Annotated in this window: 21 protein-coding genes; 12 read left to right on the top strand and 9 right to left on the bottom strand. The window is 52.8% G+C overall.

Annotated features, from left to right (window positions below):
- Positions 1-47 precede the first annotated feature (47 nt).
- Entirely contained in the window at positions 48-854 is an 807-nt protein-coding gene (gene tcdA / locus M2374_RS07850) for a tRNA cyclic N6-threonylcarbamoyladenosine(37) synthase TcdA (RefSeq protein ID WP_181688785.1), read from the top strand.
- A 68-nt stretch (positions 855-922) separates the two neighbouring features.
- Here tcdA and csdE read toward each other — a convergent pair whose 3' ends face one another.
- Both csdE and csdA read right to left on the bottom strand, forming a co-directional pair.
- Positions 923-1366 (bottom strand): cysteine desulfurase sulfur acceptor subunit CsdE, encoded by a 444-nt coding sequence (csdE, locus tag M2374_RS07845; protein ID WP_096755871.1) that lies wholly within the window; start codon positions 1364-1366, stop codon positions 923-925.
- Positions 1366-2571: a cysteine desulfurase CsdA gene (csdA, locus tag M2374_RS07840; protein WP_181688786.1), complete on the bottom strand. Its 1206-nt coding sequence runs from the start codon at positions 2569-2571 to the stop codon at positions 1366-1368. Before csdA ends, csdE begins: the two co-directional genes overlap by 1 nt.
- Before the next feature lie 192 nt (positions 2572-2763).
- On the opposite strand from csdA, the gene M2374_RS07835 reads away from it, so the two are divergent.
- From M2374_RS07835 to rlmM, 4 genes are all read left to right on the top strand, one after another.
- Positions 2764-2991, top strand: coding sequence for a YgdI/YgdR family lipoprotein (locus M2374_RS07835; RefSeq protein WP_096755873.1), 228 nt, complete (start codon positions 2764-2766; stop codon positions 2989-2991).
- Between the two features lie 362 nt (positions 2992-3353).
- The gene (gcvA, locus tag M2374_RS07830; RefSeq protein WP_096755874.1) at positions 3354-4271 is read left to right on the top strand and encodes a glycine cleavage system transcriptional regulator GcvA; all 918 of its coding nucleotides are present in this window, start codon (positions 3354-3356) and stop codon (positions 4269-4271) included.
- An 18-nt stretch (positions 4272-4289) separates the two neighbouring features.
- Entirely contained in the window at positions 4290-4685 is a 396-nt protein-coding gene (locus M2374_RS07825) for a DUF423 domain-containing protein (protein ID WP_096755875.1), read from the top strand.
- Entirely contained in the window at positions 4678-5778 is a 1101-nt protein-coding gene (rlmM, locus tag M2374_RS07820) for a 23S rRNA (cytidine(2498)-2'-O)-methyltransferase RlmM (RefSeq protein ID WP_096755876.1), read from the top strand. The genes M2374_RS07825 and rlmM overlap by 8 nt, the downstream gene beginning before the upstream one ends.
- Positions 5779-5805: 27 nt before the next feature.
- Here rlmM and fucR read toward each other — a convergent pair whose 3' ends face one another.
- The 4 genes from fucR to fucI all read right to left on the bottom strand — a co-directional run bounded on the left by fucR (position 5806) and on the right by fucI (position 10313).
- Positions 5806-6540 (bottom strand): L-fucose operon activator, encoded by a 735-nt coding sequence (gene fucR / locus M2374_RS07815; RefSeq protein WP_115257583.1) that lies wholly within the window; start codon positions 6538-6540, stop codon positions 5806-5808.
- 57 nt (positions 6541-6597) lie between these two features.
- Entirely contained in the window at positions 6598-7020 is a 423-nt protein-coding gene (gene fucU / locus M2374_RS07810) for an L-fucose mutarotase (protein ID WP_181506610.1), read from the bottom strand.
- A 1-nt stretch (position 7021) separates the two neighbouring features.
- Complete coding sequence (gene fucK, locus M2374_RS07805; protein ID WP_181688787.1) at positions 7022-8440, bottom strand: L-fuculokinase; 1419 nt, start codon at positions 8438-8440, stop codon at positions 7022-7024.
- A 97-nt stretch (positions 8441-8537) separates the two neighbouring features.
- On the bottom strand, positions 8538-10313 hold the full coding sequence (fucI, locus tag M2374_RS07800; protein WP_181631901.1) for an L-fucose isomerase: 1776 nt from the start codon (positions 10311-10313) through the stop codon (positions 8538-8540).
- A 464-nt stretch (positions 10314-10777) separates the two neighbouring features.
- On the opposite strand from fucI, the gene M2374_RS07795 reads away from it, so the two are divergent.
- From M2374_RS07795 to fucO, 7 genes are all read left to right on the top strand, one after another.
- Complete coding sequence (locus tag M2374_RS07795; RefSeq protein ID WP_115257586.1) at positions 10778-12277, top strand: sugar ABC transporter ATP-binding protein; 1500 nt, start codon at positions 10778-10780, stop codon at positions 12275-12277.
- Positions 12278-12280: 3 nt separating this feature from the next.
- On the top strand, positions 12281-13264 hold the full coding sequence (locus M2374_RS07790; protein WP_096755882.1) for an ABC transporter permease: 984 nt from the start codon (positions 12281-12283) through the stop codon (positions 13262-13264).
- Positions 13265-13337: 73 nt separating this feature from the next.
- A complete protein-coding gene (locus M2374_RS07785; protein ID WP_115257587.1) occupies positions 13338-14288 on the top strand; it encodes an ABC transporter substrate-binding protein in 951 nt (316 codons plus the stop codon).
- 53 nt (positions 14289-14341) lie between these two features.
- Complete coding sequence (locus M2374_RS07780; RefSeq protein WP_181688788.1) at positions 14342-15922, top strand: FGGY-family carbohydrate kinase; 1581 nt, start codon at positions 14342-14344, stop codon at positions 15920-15922.
- A gap of 64 nt (positions 15923-15986) precedes the next feature.
- On the top strand, positions 15987-16985 hold the full coding sequence (locus M2374_RS07775; RefSeq protein WP_259154410.1) for a LacI family DNA-binding transcriptional regulator: 999 nt from the start codon (positions 15987-15989) through the stop codon (positions 16983-16985).
- Between the two features lie 139 nt (positions 16986-17124).
- Positions 17125-17772, top strand: a complete 648-nt coding sequence (gene fucA, locus M2374_RS07770; RefSeq protein WP_135324480.1) for an L-fuculose-phosphate aldolase — start codon at positions 17125-17127, stop codon at positions 17770-17772.
- Between the two features lie 27 nt (positions 17773-17799).
- Positions 17800-18948 carry a lactaldehyde reductase gene (gene fucO, locus M2374_RS07765; RefSeq protein WP_096755887.1) on the top strand — a complete coding sequence of 383 codons (1149 nt, stop codon included), beginning with the start codon at positions 17800-17802 and terminating at the stop codon, positions 18946-18948.
- Positions 18949-19039: 91 nt separating this feature from the next.
- Here the strand turns inward: fucO and xni are convergent, their stop codons facing one another.
- From xni to M2374_RS07750, 3 genes are all read right to left on the bottom strand, one after another.
- The gene (gene xni, locus M2374_RS07760; RefSeq protein ID WP_117343131.1) at positions 19040-19795 is read right to left on the bottom strand and encodes a flap endonuclease Xni; all 756 of its coding nucleotides are present in this window, start codon (positions 19793-19795) and stop codon (positions 19040-19042) included.
- A gap of 166 nt (positions 19796-19961) precedes the next feature.
- Positions 19962-21329: an L-serine ammonia-lyase gene (locus M2374_RS07755; RefSeq protein ID WP_096755889.1), complete on the bottom strand. Its 1368-nt coding sequence runs from the start codon at positions 21327-21329 to the stop codon at positions 19962-19964.
- A 50-nt stretch (positions 21330-21379) separates the two neighbouring features.
- Entirely contained in the window at positions 21380-22669 is a 1290-nt protein-coding gene (locus M2374_RS07750) for an HAAAP family serine/threonine permease (RefSeq protein ID WP_096755890.1), read from the bottom strand.
- Positions 22670-23190 lie beyond the last annotated feature (521 nt).

Below are 23190 nucleotides of genomic sequence, written 5' to 3'. Positions count from 1 at the left end.
TCAGGGCGGCATTGTCCGCTCTTTTTGTTTTCTATATCTGAGGTTCTATGTCAGTGGTAATAAGCGACGCCTGGCGTCAGCGTTTTGGTGGCACCGCGCGTCTGTATGGTGAAAATGCCCTGCAATTGTTTGCCGGGGCGCATATTTGCGTGGTCGGGATTGGTGGCGTGGGATCGTGGGCGGCGGAAGCACTGGCGCGTACGGGTATTGGCACGATTACGCTCATCGATATGGATGATGTGTGCGTCACCAATACTAACCGTCAGATCCATGCCCTGCGAGATACCGTCGGGCAGGCGAAAGCCGAGGTGATGGCCGAGCGGATACGCCAGATTAACCCAGAGTGTCGGGTTAATGTTGTTGACGATTTTGTCACGCCAGATAATGTTGCTGAGTATATGAACGCGGGCTTTTCGTATGTCATTGACGCTATCGACAGCGTGCGCCCGAAAGCGGCGCTGATTGCTTACTGTCGACGCAATAAAATTCCGCTGGTCACCACCGGTGGCGCGGGGGGGCAGATCGACCCCACGCAGATTCAGGTCGTTGATCTGGCAAAAACCATTCAGGATCCGCTGGCGGCGAAGTTACGTGAGCGGCTAAAAAGCGATTTTGGCGTGGTGAAGAACAGTAAAGGCAAGCTGGGTGTGGACTGCGTGTTCTCGACCGAAGCGCTGGTGTACCCGCAGGCTGACGGCTCCGTGTGTGCTATGAAGGCGACGGCGGAAGGGCCGAAACGTATGGATTGTGCATCCGGATTTGGCGCGGCCACCATGGTGACCGCAACCTTTGGCTTTGTTGCCGTGTCTCACGCACTGAAGAAGATGATGGCGAAAGCCGCGCGTCAACCCTGATTGTGTCGGATGGCGCTATGCTTATCCGACCTACGGTTTGTGTGGCGTTGTCGGCCGGATAAGACGCATCAGCGTTGCCATCCGGCATCCTGAACTGCCCCAATGAGCGCATTCAACCCTTGGCTGCGCGAGGCGCTAAGCTGCGCGCGTAAACCCAATTCATCAAAGAACGCCATTGGCGAATGCGTCTGTAACTCGGCGGCGGTTTTGCCCTCGACGGCGGTGAGTAAAACCGCCAGCAGACCGCGCACGATACGTCCTTCGCTGTCGCCAAAAAAATGCAGGGTGCCATTATCCTGCAGGGTATAGCCCAGCCAGACGCGGTTTTCGCATCCGGCAATTTCTTTGGCCTGTGCCTTCAGCGCATCCGGCAGAGCCGGAAGCTGCTTACCGAGCAGGATCAACTGACGGTATTTATCTTCCCATTGGTTGAGTGGGAGAAAGGTATTGCGTAATGTCTCTTCGGTTACGGTTGTGCCAAACGGGTGTCCGGCGAGCAGAGGAGTTGTCATTAATCCACCAATATTTCCAGCGCGCGGTCAACGGCTGTGACCAACGCATCCACATCACTTTGGCTATTATAAGGTGCAAATGAGGCGCGCAGGGTGCCTGATACGCCAAGTTCTGCTAACAGCGGCTGTGCGCAGTGCTGTCCTGCACGCAACGCAATGCCATATTCGGCCAGCAGCGTGACCATATCGCTGTGGTGCACCCCGGCGAAGTCAAAGGCTAACAAGCTGGAATCCTGACAGCGGAAGGAGCGGAATCCAGGCCGTTTTGCCAACGCATCTTCCGCCAGCGTCGCCAGGCCACGGCTCCAGCTCTCGGCCTGAACAATGTCGATATCCGCCAGCCATTCCAGCGCCGCGCTCAGGCCGATGACTCCGGCCACGTTAGGCGTACCCGCTTCCAGCTTCCACGGTGCTGCCTGAGTGGTGAACCCCTCAAAGCTGACCTCGCTAATCATCTTGCCACCGCCGAGCCAGGGTGACATTGCGTCCAGTAGCTCAGGCTTACCGTACAGTGCGCCAATGCCGGTTGGACCGTACAGCTTGTGGCCCGAGAAGGCATAGAAATCAATATCTAACTGCTGAACGTCGGCGGGAAAATGCACCACACCCTGGGCGCCGTCTACCATCACCACCATTCCTGCCGCGTGGGCAAGTGTAATCGCGCGCGCTAAATCCGGGCAGCCGCCAGTGACGTTAGACATCTGTCCCAGCGCCAGTATGCGACTGCGCGGGGTGATGATCTCGGGCAAACGCTCAACATCAGGAAGTAACTGCGCGTTGAGCGGCAGCCTGACGACCCTGGCCCCGGTTTGCTGGGCGACCATCAGCCAGGGAACGAGGTTGGCGTGATGTTCTGCCACGCTAACGATGATCTCATCACCCGGCTGCAAGCGTGGGCGCGCGTAGCTTTGCGCCACCATGTTGATGGCCTCTGTCGTGCCGCGGGTCCAGACGATGGTTTTGTCATCCGGCGCGTTGATCAGACGGGCGACTTTTTCCCGTGCGGCCTCATAGCGAGCGGTCAGGCGCTGGGCTTCGGCAAACTGGCTGCGATGGACGTTCCCGGCGCTCAGGCTATAAAACTGATGCGTAGCTTCAATAACCGTCTGCGGCTTGAGCGCTGTGGCGGCACTGTCGAGATAGACGCCAGCATCATTGAGTGCGGGAAACTGTGCGCGAAACTGCGCGGGGTTAAAAGCGTTCATGGGATTCCTCAGTTCAATACCCCGATCGTGGCGCAAAAAGGGCGCTGGCACAAGGGTAACCCTAAGCATCGGAATCCTCTGGATATCCTGGTGAAATCAGACCAGTGTCTTATGCTAGATAATGTTGGGCGAAGATTTTTGCCTGTTATGAAATTCGTTTTATCTAGCATAAATCGCTTTAAGGAGAAGAATATGAAAAAGACTGCCGCCATTATCTCTGCCTGTATGCTGACTTTTGCCCTGAGCGCCTGTTCTGGTTCGAACTATGTTATGCACACCAACGATGGTCGGACAATCGTGTCTGATGGTAAGCCAAAGACCGATGATGAAACGGGAATGATTTCGTACAAGGACGCTAACGGCAACAAACAGCAGATTAACCGTACTGACGTGAAAGAGATGGTAGAACTGGAGAACTAGCCGCTCGGCCATCGATAAAACGCAGACAAAAAAAAGCACCGCAAATTGGCGGTGCTACATTAATCACTATGGACAGACAGGGTAAATGTACAGGAAGTGAAAAAGGGTAGCTTTGCTACCATGGTCTGAATCGCAGACCAATTGCAAACACAACAACACAACATCACAACCGTAAGCCAAAAGCCCACCAGAACACGCATTCCGATAAAACTTTTCGTTCCGGCTTCAGGAAGTGCCGCCACTATAGGTATTTGCTGGTAGAACCTCAACGGACAATTTATAATGGCTCAGATTAAAAAAACTAATAGGTTACAGCCTGTTAGATAACTGTTAAATTCATTTAACATCAAAGCCTAAAAGTCATGTCAAAACGATTACCACCCTTAAATGCGTTACGTGTTTTTGATGCCGCGGCGCGTCATTTGAGCTTTACTCGCGCAGCAGAAGAGCTTTTTGTGACGCAGGCCGCAGTAAGTCACCAAATCAAGTCACTCGAGGATTTCCTAGGGCTGAAGCTGTTCCGTCGACGCAATCGATCTCTTCTGTTGACGGAAGAAGGCCAAAGCTACTTTCTCGACATCAAAGAGATTTTTTCGCAATTAACCGATGCGACGCGTAAACTTCAGGCACGCAGTGCAAAAGGTGCGCTTACCGTCAGTTTATTGCCTAGTTTTGCCATTCAATGGCTGGTGCCCAGACTCTCTAGCTTTAACTCAGCTTATCCGGGAATCGACGTCAGGATCCAGGCGGTTGACCGTCAGGAAGATAAACTGGCTGACGATGTTGACGTGGCGATTTTTTATGGTCGCGGCAACTGGCCTGGCCTGCGCGTAGAAAAATTGTACGCAGAATATCTGTTGCCGGTCTGCTCTCCTTTATTGCTCACCGGCGATAAACCGCTGAAGACGCCAGAGGATCTGGCAAAGCACACGTTATTGCATGATGCTTCTCGCCGCGACTGGCAGGCCTATACGCGCCAGCTTGGGTTGAATCATATTAACGTTCAGCAGGGACCTATCTTCAGCCATAGCGCCATGGTGCTACAGGCTGCCATCCATGGACAGGGTGTTGCGCTGGCCAATAACGTGATGTCGCAATCAGAAATTGAAGCGGGCCGTCTGGTTTGCCCGTTTAATGATGTGTTGGTCAGCAAAAACGCGTTTTATCTGGTTTGTCATGACAGTCAGGCAGAACTGGGTAAAATAGCCGCCTTCCGTCAGTGGATTCTGGCGAAAGCGGCCACTGAACAAGAAAAATTCCGCTTTCGTTACGAACAATAATTTACGTAGGGTATTAACATGACCAGCCGTTTTATGCTGATTTTTGCCGCCATAAGTGGCTTTATCTTTGTTGCTCTGGGCGCGTTTGGGGCTCACGTGCTAAGCAAAACGCTTGGCGTTGTTGAAATGGGTTGGATCCAGACCGGTCTTGAGTATCAGGCGTTTCATACGCTGGCTATTTTTGGTCTGGCCGTCGCTATGCAGCGACGTATCAGCATTTGGTTTTACTGGAGTAGCGTGTTCATGGCATTAGGCACCGTGCTGTTTAGCGGTAGCCTGTATTGCCTCGCGCTCTCTCATTTACGCCTGTGGGCGTTTGTTACCCCGGTCGGTGGTTTCAGCTTCCTGGTAGGTTGGGCGCTGATGTTAGTGGGTGCTATTCGATTGAAACGTAAGGGCGTTAGCCATGAATAAGGTTGTATTGTTGTGTCGCCCGGGTTTTGAGAAAGAGTGCGCCGCAGAAATTACGGATAAAGCAACACGCCGAGAAGTGTTCGGCTTTGCCCGCGTGAAAGACAATGCGGGGTACGTGACTTTTGAGTGCTATCAGCAGGGGGATGCTGAAAAGCTCGTAAAAGAGTTGCCGTTTAGCTCGCTGATTTTTGCTCGCCAGATGTTTGTTGTCGGCGAGTTGCTGCAATATTTACCGCCGGAAGACCGCATTACGCCGATTGTTGGCATGTTGCAGGGCGTGGTGGAGAAGGGCGGCGATCTGCGTGTCGAAGTGGCCGACACTAACGAAAGCAAAGAACTGGTGAAGTTTTGCCGTAAATTTACCGTACCGCTACGTGCGGCGCTGCGCGAAGCGGGCGTGCTGGCAAAGTATGAGACACCAAAGCGCCCGGTTGTCCACGTGTTCTTTATTGCGCCGGGCTGTTGTTACACCGGTTATTCTTGGCCAGACAACAACTCGCCGTTTTACATGGGGATCCCACGTCTGAAGTTCCCTGCCGATGCGCCGAGTCGCTCAACGCTGAAGCTGGAAGAAGCGCTGCATGTCTTTATTCCGGCCGATGAGTGGGATGAGCGTCTGGCAAACGGCATGTATGCGGTGGATTTAGGCGCATGTCCTGGCGGCTGGACCTATCAGCTGGTCAAACGCAACATGTGGGTTTACTCCGTGGACAATGGTCCGATGGCGCAAAGCCTGATGGATACCGGACAGGTTACCTGGCTGCGTGAAGACGGATTTAAGTACCGTCCGAATCGTAGCAACATTTCGTGGATGGTTTGCGATATGGTGGAGAAGCCGGCGAAAGTTGCCGCGCTGATGGCGCAGTGGCTGGTCAATGGCTGGTGTCGTGAGACGATTTTCAATCTCAAACTGCCGATGAAAAAACGCTACGAAGAAGTGTCGCAAAACCTGGCATATATTCAGGAGCAGTTGGATGAACACAACATCAATGCACAAATTCAGGCGCGTCAGCTGTACCATGACCGCGAAGAAGTGACTGTGCACGTGCGCCGTCTGTGGGCGGCTGTTGGTGGTCGTCGCGACGAGCGATAAGACGCCCGGGCCGGATGACGCATACGTTTATCCGGCCTGGATTACCGCACCGTCTGTCTGCTGTTCACCCGAAATAATATGCGTGACCTCCTCCAGATGCCCGATCCGGGCCTCGCCAGAACGATCTAACTTACTTTTATCGAAAAGCAGCAATGACTGTGATGCACGCTTGAGCAGAATAGATTTGAACTCCGCGTTGCGGCTGTTGGAATCCCAAAGCGTGCCGCTGCTATCGATCCCGGCACAGGAAAAAATAAACAGGTCGATGTCGAGGGATTTCAACTGAGAAATGAGCGACGGATTTACATAGCAACCGTCCTTACGCTCCAGCCTACCGCCTGAGCAGATGAGCTGAATATGTTTACGTTTGGCCAGTTCCTGGCAAATGGGCTGACTGTTGGTAAATACCTGGATGTTGATATCCGGCAACTTTCGGGCCAGATACCAGCAGGTCGAGCTGGCGTCCAGGGCTATCACCATGCCTTCTTCTATCCATGTCAGCGCTTCCCGTGCGGCATCGGCTTTATGCGCATGATGGCTGTTACGTCGAATGTGAAACGGGTCGCCGCTGTTTTGATTTTCCCGCTGAATGACCCTGGCGCATCCGTGGCTGCGCAGGACTTTGCCCTGGGTTTGTAGTTCGCTGAGATCGCGGCGGATAGTCTCTTTACTGACGTTCAGCTGCAAAGCCAAAACTTCAGTGGTCAGGTTTTGATGGTGAATGAGCAAGTCTACTATCGCCTGCTGGCGCGCCGCTTTCATGGTCCGATCCTCATCGTTGGATGAATGCCCGCCTCTGACGGGCACTCCGATCAGAGATTACGGTGTTACGCCTTTTTTCAAAAGAATATTTCCGTACTTTGCCCGCTCGCCGGTGATAACGACAGCAAACGCGTTTTGCGCCCGCTCGTAGAATGCATAGCGATCAATGCGCGTGATACCCGGACCGCCCGCTGGCAAGGCGAGCGCATCGCGATACCGTGCTTCGACGCTTGGGTCGAGTGAATCCCCTTCAACGGGCGCCATCATCACCAGCGGCGGAGCGTAACTGTCCAGTTCAAACAACGGAATAATCGCCTGTAGCAGGGCGTCGACCTGCAGGCCGTCGGCGCGGATCACCTGTGGCCCCATGCTGTGCGCGGGAAAATGAGCATCGGAAAAGATAATTTCATCGCCGTGACCCATTTCAGCCAGCACTTTCAGCAGGTCGGGGGAAATTAAAGGGGAAATCGTTTTTAGCATGTCACTCGACTCCTGTGAGTTCGGGTTCAGTTTGCGGATAGAAATATCGGTACTGGTAATGCACCTGGGCGCGAGCTTGCTCCGGTGAGGTAAATTCCCCAATGCCTGACCAGGCAAACATCGCCGCCCCGGCAACGGTGGTTTCGGCGTCATCCAGCACTTTGATCGGGATACCCAGAACGTTGGCTTTAATCTGATTCCACAGCGCGTTACGACTTCCCCCGCCAACCAGCAGCAGCTCTGTCGCCTGGAAGTGACCGATGGTCTCCAGTGTCTGTAGATTTTGCTGCAGCCGGTGGGTGAGTCCCTCCAGTGCCGCACGGTATAAATGTCCCCGCGTGCTGTTGAGCGTGACGCCCTGCCAACCCGCGTTCGCGTCGGTGAGCAGATCGCACTGCATTTTTACCCCATCAGCCCCAGCCGGAATGGCGTTGGCTTCATCGATAAGCGTTTGCCACGGCGTATCGGCAGTCCACAGCAGCTTGCGTACCCATTCGAGAACGCCGGAAGCCAACCATTGCATACCGGGATTGTACAGCCCAGCGTGGCTGTCCAGTTCGCAGGTGGAGCCGGAATACTGGCTCAGCAGTGGGGTATTCACCTGCGCGCTGCGCACCATCAAAATTTCCCATGTGCCGGAGGAGAGCACCGGTTCGTCCGGCTGTGCGCCCGCGCCAAAGAGAGCGAACTGTGTATCATGCCCGGCGGAAATGACCGGAATGCCCGTCGGCAGCCCGAGCAATGTTGCCGTGGTGCTTTGCAACGTCCCAATATGCTCGCCTGCTTCGACGAGGCGGGGAAACAGTCGGCGTGGAATGCCGGCTGCCTGCAAAATGTCGGGGCTGAACTCTCGCTGATGGATATCCAGCAGCTGGCTGGTGCCTGCCATGGTGATATCCGTCGTGTATTCACCGGTTAAGCGATGGTTAAGAAGCGAGGAGATAAATAGCCAGGCGTGCGCCCGTTCCAGTAATTGCGGGTGGTTTTCTTTGAGCCACACCAGTTTATACAGGGTGTTAAAGCTGAAGGCGCCGACGCCGGAGATGTCCTGCAACTGCTGTGGTGTCATCAGGCGGCTGATATTGGCCATCACGGCGGCGGTGCGTGGGCATTTCCAGCTGATTACCGGATAAAGCAGTTCGCCATTTTCATCAACCAGCGCGCCGTCTACGCCAAACGTGGTGACGGTAATCCCGCGGATTTGGCGGGTAGACAGTTCAGATGACAGGCGGTGGCAGCAGTCGGCAAAGCGTTGCAGAATGGCATCCAGGGACCACTGATGCCAGGTGCTGTTTTCTGAGGCGATATCACTGGCGTTCGGTGTGGAGGCGCGGGCAACGATTTTTCCCTGACGGTCAACGGCAATGGCCCGCACGTTGGTTGCGCCACAGTCGAGGACCAGTATAACGTCTTGTTTCATAGCCACTCCAAATGTTGCCGGATGGCGCTGCGCTTATCCGGCCTACAAATTTTACAGTTGTAGGCCCGGTAAGCTTGCGCCACCGGGCAGAGTCGCATTAACGTTTATACAGCGGGCCATAGTTCTGGCAGGCGCGATAATCCTGGCCTTCACTGTCCATACCGTGTGCAGCCCAGGCTGAAGGGCGATAGATTTTCTCTTCTTCCACGTTGTGCATACACACTGGAATACGCAGCATGGCGGCAAGGGTAATAAAGTCTGCACCAACGTGACCAATGGTCAGTACACCGTGGTTCGCACCCCAGTTCGCCATCACCGAGTAAACGTCGCTGAATGGACCTTTACCGGTTAAGCGCGGAGCAAACCAGGTCGTTGGCCAGGTGGAGTTGGTGCGGGCATCGAGCTGGTCATGCATGTCTTTCGGTAATTCCACGCTCCAGCCTTCGGCTATCTGCAGCACCGGTCCCAGACCTTTGATGATATTGATACGGGTCATGGTGAACGGCACACCGCCTTCAGTCAGGAAGCGAGAGGAGTAGCCGCCGCCGCGGAAGTATTCATGAATAGCCGGGCACCATTCGGTTGCCGCCAGGCAATCATCCACCTCTTGCTGGGAGATTTCCCAGTGCGGTTTCATGGTCGGTTTGCCATCGCTGTCACGCTGTTTGCAGGAGCCGTCCAACGCCGCAGATCCGGAGTTGATCAGGTGGATAATACCGTGCTCAGCAAGGCCAGTCAGCGGCTGGCCGGTGACGCGTTGCACCGCTTCCGGTGACCAGTAGGTGCGTACATCGGCAAAGACTTGCGCGGTACCGGTAAGCTGGCGGCCAAACAGCATTGCTATACCGTTCAGACTGTCGTTTTCGGTGGCAACCACATACGGTTCGCGTACGCCGTTCCAGTCAAATGAGCTGTTCAGCAGGGCTTCGGCGGTGTCGCCATTCGGGTATTGATCGGTCCAGTGACGCTGACCCTGGAAGCCCGCGGCAATGGCGTTGAAGCCCAGCGACTCTTCGACCAGGCCTTTTTCAGCCAGTATCTTGTTACCTTGCATCATGTCACGGATGCACATTGCCATCAGCAGGCTTTCTTTCAGGACCGCGCGGCTTTGCTCTTCGTTGCGTTTGTACTGTTGGGCATTCTGATCTTCGCCATAGCGGAAGTTTTTGTCCGCCCACGCCAGCGCAATCTCCAGCTCGGTTTCGTCATAGATTTTTTGGTCAATACGACGACGCAGCTCGGTCATATCTACCGGCTGAACCTTCATGCCCAGCCAGGATTCAAAGAAGTTATGATCGACAATGGATCCTGCGATCCCCATTGAAACGCCGCCCACGGACAGATAGCTTTTGCCTTTCATACTGGCAACGGCCAGGCCTGCACGGCTAAAGCGCAGCAGTTTTTCTTCAACATCGGCGGGGATGGTGGTGTCACCCGCATCCTGCACGTCATGGCCGTAAATCGAGAAAGCAGGCAGACCTTTTTGGTTATGCGCTGCCAGCGCTGCAGCCAGATAAACAGCGCCAGGACGTTCCGTGCCGTTGAAGCCCCAGATGGCTTTTGGACGCATTGGGTCCATGTCGATGGTTTCGCTGCCGTAGCACCAGCATGGTGTCACGGTGATCGTCACGCCGACATTTTGGCTACTGAATTTTTCTTCGCAGGCGGCAGATTCAGCCATCCCGGCAATGCAGGTGTCTGCAATCACGCACTCAATCTGTGCGCCGCAGGCGTGACGAAGTTTCTCGGTGATAAGCGCGGCAGTGGCTTTCGCCATATTCATGGTCTGTTCTTCGAGCGACTCACGTACACCCATACGACGCCCATCAATCACCGGACGAATACCGATTTTCGGTAAACTCATTTTTTTCATTCGAGGTTCCTCATCTCACTTTATGCCGTGCTGCAAAAGCGGATGGAGGACACCACTGTCGCAGTTGGCTGAATTTTTCATTTTTGCTAACTCGAGTTAGCTTAGGTATCAGCGAGTTTTTTGCACAACTTTTTTGTTGTGGAACTGTGAGAGGCCTCACGAGAAGTGGTTAAAATTCGATCTGCGTCAAATAAATTAATGTGCGGATTTTAGTTAATCTTGTTTTTAATTAATGATATACGAGAAAATTCCTGTCCAGTGTCACAGTTTTAAACCAAATGATTTGGTTATTTTTTGCAGCTAAAATAGCTTTAAAAGGCAATCGCTAACTCGAGTTAGCAATAATCAAAAAACGTATCTACGCTTTTAAGAAGTATTCGCATTAACGGTGACGATGGCTCCATGGCAACGCTGTTTTCGCCTGATTTACCGACTGTAGTTTCTGTATATTGAGGAAAGCAGCAATGTCCGAAACATTTTTACAGATGAGTCATATTACGAAACGTTTTCCCGGCGTATTAGCGTTGAGTAATGTGGATTTTGCGTTACGTAAAGGGGAAGTTCATGCGCTGCTTGGCGAAAATGGCGCGGGAAAATCCACCTTGATGAAAATTTTATCCGGCGTTTATCAACCGGATGAAGGCAATATTATTTTTGAAGATCAAGCTGTTTCATTCGCGAATCCGTTAAGTGCACAAAAAGCCGGGATCACGATTATTCACCAGGAATTTAATTTATTCCCAGAGTTAACGGTTGAAGACAATATCTTTATTGGCAGGGAATTTTGCAAAAATAACCGCTGGCGTCTTGACGAGAAACAACAGCGCCAGGCAGCTATCGATATTTTGCAAAAATTGAACCTGAATATTGCGCCAGATACGCTGGTTGCCGATCTTACCGTCGCTCAACAACAAATGGTTGAGATTGCCAAAGCTATATCGGTGAATGCCAAAATTCTGATTATGGATGAACCGACGGCGGCGCTGACGGAAACGGAGATCGACAGTTTATTTCAGGTTACCCGTTTGCTGAAAGAGCAGGGTACCGGCATTGTCTATATCTCGCACCGTCTGGAAGAGCTGGCGTTAATTGCCGACCGCGCGACCGTGATGCGAGACGGTCAGTTTATTGCCACCGTCGATTATGATGCTGTAAAAATCAGCGACTTAATTGCCATGATGGTTGGGCGTGACCTCGGGAATATCTATCCGCGTCGTGAACCTTTGTCTCAGCACAAACCGGTGCTGGAAGTGAGCGGCCTGACGCGCAAAGGGGTACTGAACAACATCGATTTCACCCTGCATCAGGGGGAGATTTTAGGTTTTGCTGGTCTGATGGGCGCAGGGCGTACCGAACTGGCGCGTGCCATTTTCGGCGCAGATCCCATCGATAGCGGTACCATTACGCTAAACGGTAAGGTCACCGTAGTTAAAGATATCCCTGACGCAATCAAACAGGGGATCAGCTATTTAACAGAGGACAGAAAAAAAGAAGGACTGGCATTAGGGCTGTCGGTTGAGCGCAATATTATGCTGGGGAATTACCCGGAGTATTCCGATCGCTACGGCAATGTTGATAGCAAGCGCTGTCAGCAAACCAGCCAGGAGCAGGTGAAAGCCCTGCGAATTAAAACGCCACACCTTGAGCAGGCCGCATTAAATTTAAGTGGTGGTAATCAGCAGAAAATCATTATTGCCAGATGGGTGTGTAAAGACACCGATATTCTCATCTTTGATGAGCCTACGCGTGGCATTGACGTGGGGGCCAAACTTGAAATTTATGAATTGATGAATCGACTGGTGGCAAAAGGGAAATCAATCATCATGATTTCTTCTGAATTACCGGAAGTGCTGGGTATGTGCGATCGCATTTTAGTGATGCGTAGTGGTCGTATTACCGGTGAGTTAGCTTCTGATGACGCCACACAAGAAAAAATCATGCAATACGCGACGTTAGAGGATTAATTTATGACTATCTCTGTAACCTCTTCAGACAGCAATAATAAAAAAATTAAAATTAACAAAGAACTTTTAATGCGCCTCGCGCCGCTTTTCAGTTTGATTATTCTGGTGATATTTTTCAGTTTTGGATCGCCATTTTTCTTTAATACTGAAAATATTATGACCATTGCTCTGCAAACCTCGGTCATTGGCATCATGGCGATTGGCGTTACCTTCGTCATTATCACCTCCGGGATCGACCTTTCTCTCGGTTCCGTGGTGGCGTTTTCAGGCGTTGCGGTCGGTATCTGCGCCACGCTGGGTTTGCCTCTGCCGATTTGCATCCTGGCAGGCGTGTTGGCCGGTGGGCTGTGCGGTTATATCAACGGGCTGTTGGTCACTAAAATGACCATCCCGCCCTTTATTGCCACACTGGGCCTGATGATGTCCGTCAGGGGCATCAACATGGTGATGACCGACGGCCGCGCGATTTACTTTGCTGATTACCCAGGCTTCAAAATGCTGGCACAGGGCCGCCTGTTCGACGTGCTGCCTTATCCGGTCTTTTACCTGGTGGTGGTGGCGCTAATCGCTGCGTACATCCTGAAGAAAACGGTGATTGGTCGCTATGTTTATGCTGTGGGCAGCAATGAAGTTGCAGCACACCTGTCCGGAATTAAAGTCCAGCGCGTCAAAATCTTCGTCTACGCCTTCTGCGGTCTGCTGACCGGGATTGCCGGGGTCATTCTGGCTTCGCGTTTGAACTCAGGTCAGCCAACGGTTGGTGTGGGTTATGAGTTGGAAGCGATTGCCGCGGTGGTGATTGGTGGTACGAGCCTGATGGGCGGGATCGGCACCATCGGCGGCACGATTATCGGCGCATTCATTATGAGCGTGTTGAAAAATGGCCTCAACCTGATGGGCGTCTCCCAGTTCTGGCAGATGGTGGCAATGGGTGTGGTGGTTATCGCGGCGGTTTATCTCGACACATTACGCAAAAAAATTCGTTGATTTACGCTCCCGGAAGTTGCGGGGCATCATAACCCTGACGTTTAGGGTGACTCACTCAGAACGGAGTACAACAATGAAAACCAGGCATTTTGTCTATGCGTTATCCCTGCTGGCCTGCATGACTTCCAGCGCGTTGGCTAAAGATATGAACCTCCCTGTGGTCAGTAAAGGTTTCCAGCATGAATTCTGGCAAACCGTAAAAATGGGGACCGAAGCGGCAGCGAAAGAGTTGGGTGATAAAACCAGCTATGTAGGGCCGGCGGATGAAACACAAATTGCTGAGCAGATTCAGTTGGTTGAAAACGCAATGGCGCAAAAGCCTAACGGACTGCTGCTGGCGGCGTTAGATGCCAATGCCCTCGCACCGCTGGTGGAAACGGCCAATTCACGGGGGATTAAGGTTGTGACCTTTGACTCTGGCGTGAATTCCGACATTCCGGTCAGCTTTGTGGCAACCAATAACCGTAAAGCCGGCGCAGAAGCCGCCGATGCGCTCGCCGCTGAAGTGGGCAGCAAAGGGAAGGTCGGTATTATTGCGCACGTGGCCGGTACCTCTTCTGCAATCGAGCGTTCAGAAGGGTTTATTGCCCGCATGAAGGAAAAATATCCGGATATCAAGGTGCTGCCAGTTCAGTACAGCGACGGGGATCCGCAAAAAGCGATGGATAAAACCATCGATATGATTCAGGCCAACCCGGATATTGCCGGGATCTATGGCACTAACGAAGGTTCAACGCTGGGTGTAGCGAACGCCATTGATAGTCAAAACCTGAAGGGCAAAGTGAAGGTGATTGGCTTTGACAGCACCGAAGCGATTATTGCCTTCCTGAAATCCGGCGTTATCCAGGGCTTTGTGGTGCAGGATGCTTACCAGATTGGCTATCAGGGGATCAAAACGCTGAATGCCGCCGTGTCGGGTCAGGCTGTTCCAAAAGAGATTGATATCCCGGTTAAATTCGTGAATGCGAAGAACATTGATACACCGGAAATCGACAAATTATTACATCCATTCGGTAAAAAATAAGACCGTTGGGGCGACATGTTCGCCCCATTTTTAGCCAGTGTCAGGGAGTTACTATGAGCAGTGGATATTTCCTCGGGGTGGATGTCGGTTCCGCCAGCGTCAGGGCCGGTGTCTTTGATGCCAATGGTACGCGACTGGCCTTTGCGACATTACCTATCTCGCAGTTTCGACCCGGTCCGCAGCGGGTAGAACAATCATCCGCTGAAATCTGGCAGCAGGTGTGTCATGCGGTGAAAGATGCGGTGTCGTCAGCGGGGGTTCCCGTCGAGGAAATTCGTTCACTGGGATTCGATGCCACCTGCTCTCTGGTTGCTCTCGATGAACAAGGACAAGGGTTGGCGGTTTCACCCGGTGAATCGCCAGACCATAACATCATCATGTGGATGGATCATCGCGCGGCAGACGAGACCAAACGCATTAACGCCACGCAGGATCCCGCCCTGCGCTATGTTGGCGGCGAAGTCAGCGTCGAAATGGAATTGCCTAAAGTGCTGTGGCTGAAGAATCATTTTCCTGCGACGTGGCAGCGTGCGCATCGATTCTACGATCTGGCGGACTTCCTGGTCTGGAAAGCGACCGACAGCGATGTAGCGGGTCTGTGCACCCTGACCTGTAAATGGAACTATCTGGCGCACGAACAACGTTTTAGTCATTCGTTGCTCGATGCCGTTGAATTAACAGATTTACTCAGCAAAATCCCGTCGCGTATTTTACCGCCGGGGGCCGCCGTTGGTACGCTCAGCCCTGAAGCGGCGCAGGCGTTGGGACTGACCACGAATGTTGTGGTTGCCAGCGGGATGATTGATGCGCATGCAGGCGGTGTAGCGCTGGCCGGTGCTCAGCCTGTGGGAACGCTGGCGTTGATCAGCGGCACGTCAAACTGCCATATGCTGTGCAGCGAAGAGGAAATTCATACACCGGGCGTATGGGGACCGTACTGGTCCGCGATGCTACCCGGCTACTGGCTGACCGAAGGCGGGCAAAGTGCCGCCGGGGCGTTAGTCGACTGGACGCTTCAGGAGTCAGGAGCCAGTGCGGACCTGTATCGTAAGGCCGAAGCGCGGGGTTGCCATCCGATAGTATTGGTCAATGAATGGGTGGCTGCACTGGAGGAAAATGAAGCGGAACCAGGGCGCAACTTACATGTGTTGGCCGATCATCATGGCAACCGCTCACCGCGTGCGCGGCCGGATGCTCGCGGCAGCGTATGTGGCTTGACCCTTGAACGTGGCGAGCGGCAGGTTGCCCGCTTGTATCTGGCAACATTACAGGCGATTGCCTGCGGTACGCGGCATATTATGGAAGTGATGCGCGAAAATGGGCACACCATTACACGACTGACGCTGTGCGGAGGAGCAACGCACAATCCGCTGTGGCTACGTGAGTATGCGGATGCGACCGGATGCGATATCCATTTAATGCAGGAAGAAGATGCGGTGACGCTGGGTGCGGCGATTACCGGTGCGGTTGCCTGCGGGGCGTGGGCAAATTTCCCGGCGGCTTGTCAGGCGATGGTGACGCCCGGTGAGGTTATCAAGACAAACCCTAAGCGTCAGGACTTTTATGCCCGCAAATATCAGGTGCATCTGACTATGTGGGGGCAGCAGCAGGTGCTTAACCAACTGATGCTGTAAGACAAATGTTTAAAATACTTTTATGATTGTGAATTGACGTTTTGGATGTGAACTGGGGCATATAATGGCTAAAACAGTAGAACAGATAGCCAGCGATCTGAATTTATCGGTGACAACCGTGCGACTGGTGTTGAATGGGAAAGCTGAGCAATATCGTATCAGCGTTAAAACCCAAACGCGCATTAATGAATATGTTGAGCGTTATGGTTATGTCATCAACCATTCAGCGCGCAGCCTTAAACTGAATAAAACGGATACGCTGGGGCTGATTGTGCCCAATATTTCCAACGTCTTTTTTGCTACGCTCGCTGAAAAACTTGAGCAACGCTGTCGTCGTTCTGGATATCAGTTAACGATTAGCTGTACTTATGATGATGTTGATTACGAGAATAAATTAACCAAAGCGTTAATTGCGCGTAATGTTGACGGACTTTTTATTGTCCCGTCAACGCTCGAAAACCAGCAGCATCATTTACGCCAGGTTAGAAAACCGATGGTGTTACTTGACCGTGATTTTAAGTACACCGATAACGCGCTGGTAGAAAGTCATAATAGTTTAGGGGGCGAAAAGCTAACGCAAAGTTTGTTCGATGCGGGAAAATCGCCAATCTGGTTTTTGGTGGGCGATACCGGGCTGCCCAGTATTGGCGACCGTTTGCAGGGGTATCTTAACGCATTGGGTAACAATGGAATTTCCCATCATGATTGGGTGCGTGAAGGTCCGGATAACACGCCAGATGGTGGCTACCGGTTAATGGAAAAACTGATCGCTGAGCAGGGATGTCCTCAGGCATTTATCGCCTCGTCATTACCTGTGCTGGAAGGCGCCATCGTCGCTATTCGCAATCATTTTGGCGTTATTCCACCTGATATTAATATCGGCACATTCGATGAACATCCGATGCTGGGATTCCTCGCCAATAATGTCTGGTCAATGCAGCAGGATGAAAACGTCTGGGCGGAAAAAGCCTTCGACATGATGATGAGTGCGATTGAAGACCAGCCGATTAAAGAAACGGTAAAAGTACCGATGAAGCTCATTAAGCGTGTAAGACAAAAATAATACTTTTTTAATAATAAATCAGCTAACTGAACCTGAATAAAAATTCAGTGGCTGCTCATATCTGAAACCTGACCCGTCTTACTCTGCGGCTGTATTTTTCGCAATCAAGACGAGGGGAAACTGTACCCGGAGAATTATGATGGAAAGAATGCGTTTGTCGCGAGAAATCATTGAAACCTGCCTTGAAATGACCAGCCTGGGGCTGAATCAGGGAACGGCGGGTAATGTGAGTGCACGTTATGAAAATGGAATGCTGATCACGCCCAGCGGAATTCCTTACGAAAGACTCACGGAAAATATGATCGTGTATGTAGACAACGACGGTAATTATGATAAAGAACAATTACCGTCCAGCGAATGGCGTTTTCACCTTGCTGCCTATCAGACGCGGCCAGAGGCTAATGCGGTTGTCCATAATCATGCGATCCATTGCACCGCGGTATCGATTCTCAACCGTCCTATCCCGGCTATCCATTACATGATTGCTGCTGCCGGTGGAAATTCCATTCCGTGTGCGCCGTATGCGACGTTTGGTACACGTGAATTGTCAGAGCACGTGATCGTGGCGCTGAAAGACCGCAAAGCAACGCTGTTGCAGCATCATGGGCTGATTGCCTGCGAGGCGAACCTGGAAAAAGCACTGTGGCTGGCGCATGAAGTGGAAGTTCTGGCCCGCCTTTATCTGAGCACATTAGCGATCGTCGATCCTGTTCCGGTGCTGGATGATGAAGAGATTGCCATCGTGCTGGAGAAATTCAAATCCTACGGATTACGAATTGAAGAGTAATTTCGCAAAGCGAAAAGGAGAAATACGATGGCGAACAGAATGATTCTGAATGAAACGGCATGGTTTGGCCGGGGAGCTGTTGGGGCGTTAACCGATGAAGTTATTCGTCGGGGATATCGTAAGGCGCTGATTGTGACCGATGCCAACCTGGTACAGTGCGGTGTGGTCGAGAAGGTAACATCGCGGATGGATGCGGCGGGGCTGGCGTGGGAGATTTACTCCGGCGTTATCCCCAATCCCACCATTGCAGTGGTACAGGAAGGGCTGGGTGTCTTTGAGCAAAGTGGCGCAGACTATCTGATTGCCATTGGCGGTGGCTCCCCGCAGGATACCTGTAAAGCGATTGGTATTATCTACAATAACCCTGAGTTTGCCGATGTGCGCAGCCTTGAAGGCTTATCGCCCACGCGTAAGCCAAGCGTACCGGTGATGGCTATCCCGACGACGGCAGGGACGGCGGCAGAAGTGACCATTAACTACGTGATCACCGATGAGGAAAACCGGCGCAAGTTTGTCTGCGTCGATCCGCATGATATTCCGCAGGTGGCATTTATCGATGCCGATATGATGGACGGTATGCCCGCGGCGTTAAAGGCGGCTACCGGCGTTGATGCGCTGACCCATGCCATTGAAGGTTACATCACCCGTGCGGCCTGGGCGTTGACGGATGCGCTGCACATCAAAGCCATTGAGATCATTGCCGGGGCGCTGCGTGGATCCGTTGCCGGTGACAGCAAGGCCGGTGAAGCCATGGCGCTGGGCCAGTATGTTGCTGGAATGGGCTTTTCCAACGTTGGCCTGGGGCTGGTTCATGGTATGGCACACCCGCTGGGTGCGTTTTATAACACGCCGCACGGCGTCGCCAACGCCATTCTGCTCCCGCATGTGATGCAGTACAACGCCGACTATAGCGGGGACAAATTCCGCGATATCGCCCGGGCAATGGGCGTGAAGGTGGAAGCATTGACGTTGGACGAGGCGCGTAAAGCCGCCGTGGATGCGGTGTTTGCGCTTAACCGTGATGTGGGCATTCCGCTGCACTTACGTGATGTTGGCGTGCGTAAAGAGGATATCCCGGCGCTGGCGCAGGCAGCATTCGATGACGTATGCACCGGTGGTAATCCGCGTGAAGCGAGCCTCGGCGATATCGTTGAGCTGTACCACACCGCCTGGTAATTGTGCTGGATGACGGTGTGAACGCCTTATCTGGCCTACAGGATTGCACGAAATGTAGGCCGGATAAGCGCAGCGCCATCCGGCAACAAAACTACCGCGCCAGACGTAACTGCTGTAGGTTCCCGTCGATATGTAAGTCCGTTTGCAACCGGGCAATATCGCGGCATAGAAATGCCATTTCTTTGTGCGCCTCGAGCTTCTTGCGCCACTTTTCCGGCACGTCATCAAGCCGGGCGTAAATCCCTTCCAGATGCTGAAACTGCACGAGCAGTTGGGTCGCACTTTTTGGGCCAATACCGGCGACACCAGGTACTTTTGAACTGCTTATTCCTGCTAGCCCCCAGTAATCCGGCAGTTGCTGAGGCTGTACGCCAAACTCTTTTTCGATGAACGGCGCATCCAGCCAGCGCTTCTGGAAATAGTCGCGAATACGCAGGGCAGGAGAGAGCAACTGGCAGTAACCTTTATCGGTTGAGACGATGGTGGCCTGATGCCCAGCCTGGGTGACTTTCACCGCCAGCGTTGCGGCTAGATCGTCGGCTTCATTACCGCTGGAAACCCAGCAGCAGACGCCGCGCTGTTCAAAGGCCGCGCGTAAGGCGGGCATTTCTTGATGGAGTTCGTCGGGCATCGGCGGGCGACCAGCTTTATAGTCGGGCAGCCGTTGGTGACGCCAGCCGCTGTTACGCGCTTCGTCATCAAACACCGCCACGGCGTGCGTAGGCTGGCTGTGCACGAGCAATAAATCGAGCGCGTGCTGGCAGGTCTCCACGCAGGGCGATCCCTGAACAGCGTGAATACGGCGGATGAGGTTCAGTGCATCGACAATGAGCAGATGGACGGCCACGGTGTTCTCCCTTACGAATCAGCCTGTAGGGTAACATTCACGGCGAGTGGAGGCGAAGATCTGAAACAACATTTTGCCGGATGGCGGCTGACGCCTTATCCGGCCTACAAATGACTACGGCACTGTAGGCCGGATAAGCTTGCGCCATCCGGCAATGGGTTGGGACTTAATCGCAGGTGACAACTTTCATCGCCAGGCCGCCACGAGAGGTTTCGCGGTACTTGGCATTCATGTCTTTACCGGTCTCGTACATGGTCTCGATCACTTTATCGAGGCACACGCGCGGCTCGCTGGTACGGCGCAGCGCCATACGTGCGGCGTTAACCGCTTTGACTGAGGCAATAGCGTTACGCTCGATACATGGGACCTGAACCTGGCCCGCAACCGGATCGCATGTCAGCCCCAGGTTGTGTTCCATACCGATTTCTGCCGCGATGCACACCTGCGTAGGGCTACCGCCCAGCAGTTCCGCCAGACCCGCTGCCGCCATTGAGCAGGCCACACCAACTTCACCCTGGCAACCCACTTCGGCACCCGAGATAGAGGCGTTCATCTTGTACAGGGAACCAATCGCACTCGCGACCAGCATGTAGCGTGCCAGCGAGTTAGCGTTCACTTCGCGGATAAACTTGTCGTAGTAAGCCAGTACCGCAGGAACGATCCCACACGCCCCGTTGGTCGGGGCGGTAACCACACGCCCACCGGCCGCATTCTCTTCGTTCACCGCCAGCGCGAACATGTTAATCCAGTCCACGACCGCCATTGGGTCGGTGGTGGTTTTGTCACTGCTGACCAGCATGCGACGCAGCGCTGCGGCACGACGTGGCACGCGCAGTTTACCCGGCAAGACGCCTTCGGTGGTGATACCGCGTTCAATCCCGCTACGCATCACTTCCCAGACGTTAGCAAAGTGCTGTTCCAGCTCTTCTTTGCTGTGCAGGGCCAGTTCGTTTTGCATCATCAGACCAGAAAGCGACAGGCCGGTTTCCTGGCAATGTCGTTGCAGATCGGCGGCGGATTTGTACGGATAGGGCACGTTTACCGGCGAGCTGTTCGGCAGGCCGAAATGTTCTTCATCAACGATGAAACCACCGCCAATGGAATAGTAAGTCTGGCTGTAGAGGACTTTTTCGCCGGCCAGGGCGGTAATGCGCATGCCGTTTTCGTGCAGGGACAGATTGTCCGCATGGAAATTCATGCACTTATCGACCGGGAACTCCACTTCATGCTGACCGTCTGCCAGCAGCAAACGTCCGTGAGTATTCACATCCTGGATAAAGGACGGGATGGCATCGATGTCTACGGTGTCAGGCAGATTACCCGCCAGGCCCATAATAATCGCGATGTCAGTGTGATGGCCTTTCCCCGTCAGAGACAGAGAGCCGTAAACATCAACCACGACGCGGGTTACGTCAGTGAGTATTCCGCGAGCAATCAGGTCATCCGTGAATTGTTTGCCTGCTTTCATTGGACCCACAGTGTGTGAGCTGGAAGGGCCAATGCCGATTTTGAAGATATCGAATACGCTAATCATGAGGCGTCCATTGTATAACGAGATGCGCCGCCCGTAGGCGGCGCAGGGGATTAACTAAACAGCGAGTAGAAAATAGCGGAGATGGCAATCAGACCCATAATCACAACGAAGACGTTGCTGATATGGCCGCTGTACTTACGCATGGCCGGGACTTTCTGAATCGCATACATCGGCATCAGGAACAGAATCATCGCGATGATTGGGCCACCCAGGGTTTCAATCATACCGAGGATGCTCGGGTTCAGCGTTGCCACGATCCAGGTGGTAACCAGCATGAACAGTGCAGTGAGTTTGTTCAGCTTGTTGACTTCGATGGATTTGCCTTTACCACGCAGGTGCTTAATCACCATACCGTTGAAGCCTTCACGTGCGCCCAGGTAGTGGCCGAGGAAGGATTTGGTGATAGCGATCATCGCGATAATCGGTGCCATCCAGGCAATGATCGGTGCGTTAAAGTGGTTCGCCAGGTAAGACAGGATGGAGATGTTCTGCTCTTTTGCCGCAGCCAGATCCGCCGGGGTCAGGCTAAACACGCAGCTGAAGACGAAGAACATAACGGTCAGCACCATCATGATGTGAGCGAATGCCAGAATCTTGGAGCATTTCTTCTCTGCTTCATCACCGTACTCTTCACGCTTCGCAACGGCGAAGGAGGAGATGATCGGTGAGTGGTTGAAGGAGAATACCATTACCGGAATTGCCAGCCACAGGGTCAACAACAGGCCATTGCCAGTGGTTGCTGCGGAGTCAAAGGACAGGGTTTCCAGAACCGCACCGCTCCACTGAGGGATCAGGTACAGCGCCAGCAGCATCAGCGCTGCAACGAACGGGAATACCAGGATGCTCATCGCCTTCACGATCATCTGCTCACCGAAGCGCACGATGGTCATCATACCGATAATCAGGATCAGCGACAGGATGGCACGCGGCGGAGGCGTAATTGCCAGCTGGTGGGTCAGGAAGCTCTCGACGGTATTGGTAATCGCTACGCTGTAAACCAACAGAATTGGGTAGATAGCGAAGAAATAGAGCAGCGTAATCAGTTTACCTGCGCCAACACCAAAGTGTTCTTCTACCACTTCGGTGATGTCTTCACCCGGATTTTTACCGGATAACACGAAACGGGTCAGACCACGGTGTGCAAAGTAGGTCATTGGGAAGGCAAGAATAGCCATGATGATCAGCGGGATAAGACCGCCAACACCGGCGTTAATTGGCAGGAACAAGACACCCGCGCCAATTGCCGTACCGTAAAGGCCCAGCATCCACATGGTGTCAGTCTTGCGCCATGCGCTGCGGGTCTGGCCCGTAACGATAGTGCTGGTTTGCGTGTTTTCCATCTATTTCTCCTGGAGGAAGCTTAAAAAGTCAGGTTTGGGTTCAATCCACTGAAAAAAGACCCGACTGTAAAACGAATTCCGATTAGCGATTTTTTATATAATTTTTCGCCGTAATAATTTTCGGGCGGAAAGATACATTTAAGTTATGAATGTATCAGTGATCGGGATCCCAAATGCAATAATCCACTTTTTATGTGGATAAATTTGGACCATTAATCTATTAAAAAATAACCAAAGCGGATTTACGGGCGCGAAGGCTAGCATTAACGACATATGACGTGAAAGAGAGCGCGAGAAGATACGAGTGTTGCGCTGTAAAAACTGTCATTTTCAGTGGATTCTTGCAACTAATGATAATTTATGACGATAAGTCACGGTCGAATTTGAAAGGTAAACGTTTGCGTATTGAGGGTTTTCTGACGAAACATTATTGATGTTTATGTTAGGAGTTGAGCTATGTGACTGGTATCACTAAAAAAGCCGGCTGGCTGCGAGGCCAAAACCGGCTTGGATATGGACAA

The sequence above is a fragment of the Citrobacter sp. JUb117 genome, from assembly GCF_024809055.1.
GTDB classification, from domain to species: domain Bacteria; phylum Pseudomonadota; class Gammaproteobacteria; order Enterobacterales; family Enterobacteriaceae; genus Citrobacter; species Citrobacter gillenii.
This window is presented reverse-complemented; position numbering and strand designations above follow the sequence as displayed.

Bases quoted from the DNA above. Each gene is read 5' to 3' on its own strand.
- M2374_RS07750 (WP_096755890.1), bottom strand. From the start codon at position 22,669: ATGGAAAACACGCAAACCAGCACTATCGTTACGGGCCAGACCCGCAGC.
- fucO (WP_096755887.1), top strand. From the start codon at position 17,800: ATGGCGAACAGAATGATTCTGAATGAAACGGCATGGTTTGGCCGGGGA.
- M2374_RS07785 (WP_115257587.1), top strand. From the start codon at position 13,338: ATGAAAACCAGGCATTTTGTCTATGCGTTATCCCTGCTGGCCTGCATG.
- M2374_RS07790 (WP_096755882.1), top strand. From the start codon at position 12,281: ATGACTATCTCTGTAACCTCTTCAGACAGCAATAATAAAAAAATTAAA.
- M2374_RS07795 (WP_115257586.1), top strand. From the start codon at position 10,778: ATGTCCGAAACATTTTTACAGATGAGTCATATTACGAAACGTTTTCCC.
- fucA (WP_135324480.1), top strand. From the start codon at position 17,125: ATGGAAAGAATGCGTTTGTCGCGAGAAATCATTGAAACCTGCCTTGAA.
- gcvA (WP_096755874.1), top strand. From the start codon at position 3,354: ATGTCAAAACGATTACCACCCTTAAATGCGTTACGTGTTTTTGATGCC.
- fucU (WP_181506610.1), bottom strand. From the start codon at position 7,020: ATGCTAAAAACGATTTCCCCTTTAATTTCCCCCGACCTGCTGAAAGTG.
- rlmM (WP_096755876.1), top strand. From the start codon at position 4,678: ATGAATAAGGTTGTATTGTTGTGTCGCCCGGGTTTTGAGAAAGAGTGC.
- M2374_RS07835 (WP_096755873.1), top strand. From the start codon at position 2,764: ATGAAAAAGACTGCCGCCATTATCTCTGCCTGTATGCTGACTTTTGCC.
- M2374_RS07755 (WP_096755889.1), bottom strand. From the start codon at position 21,329: ATGATTAGCGTATTCGATATCTTCAAAATCGGCATTGGCCCTTCCAGC.
- csdA (WP_181688786.1), bottom strand. From the start codon at position 2,571: ATGAACGCTTTTAACCCCGCGCAGTTTCGCGCACAGTTTCCCGCACTC.
- fucK (WP_181688787.1), bottom strand. From the start codon at position 8,440: ATGAAACAAGACGTTATACTGGTCCTCGACTGTGGCGCAACCAACGTG.
- fucI (WP_181631901.1), bottom strand. From the start codon at position 10,313: ATGAAAAAAATGAGTTTACCGAAAATCGGTATTCGTCCGGTGATTGAT.
- M2374_RS07780 (WP_181688788.1), top strand. From the start codon at position 14,342: ATGAGCAGTGGATATTTCCTCGGGGTGGATGTCGGTTCCGCCAGCGTC.
- tcdA (WP_181688785.1), top strand. From the start codon at position 48: ATGTCAGTGGTAATAAGCGACGCCTGGCGTCAGCGTTTTGGTGGCACC.
- M2374_RS07825 (WP_096755875.1), top strand. From the start codon at position 4,290: ATGACCAGCCGTTTTATGCTGATTTTTGCCGCCATAAGTGGCTTTATC.
- M2374_RS07775 (WP_259154410.1), top strand. From the start codon at position 15,987: ATGGCTAAAACAGTAGAACAGATAGCCAGCGATCTGAATTTATCGGTG.
- fucR (WP_115257583.1), bottom strand. From the start codon at position 6,540: ATGAAAGCGGCGCGCCAGCAGGCGATAGTAGACTTGCTCATTCACCAT.
- csdE (WP_096755871.1), bottom strand. From the start codon at position 1,366: ATGACAACTCCTCTGCTCGCCGGACACCCGTTTGGCACAACCGTAACC.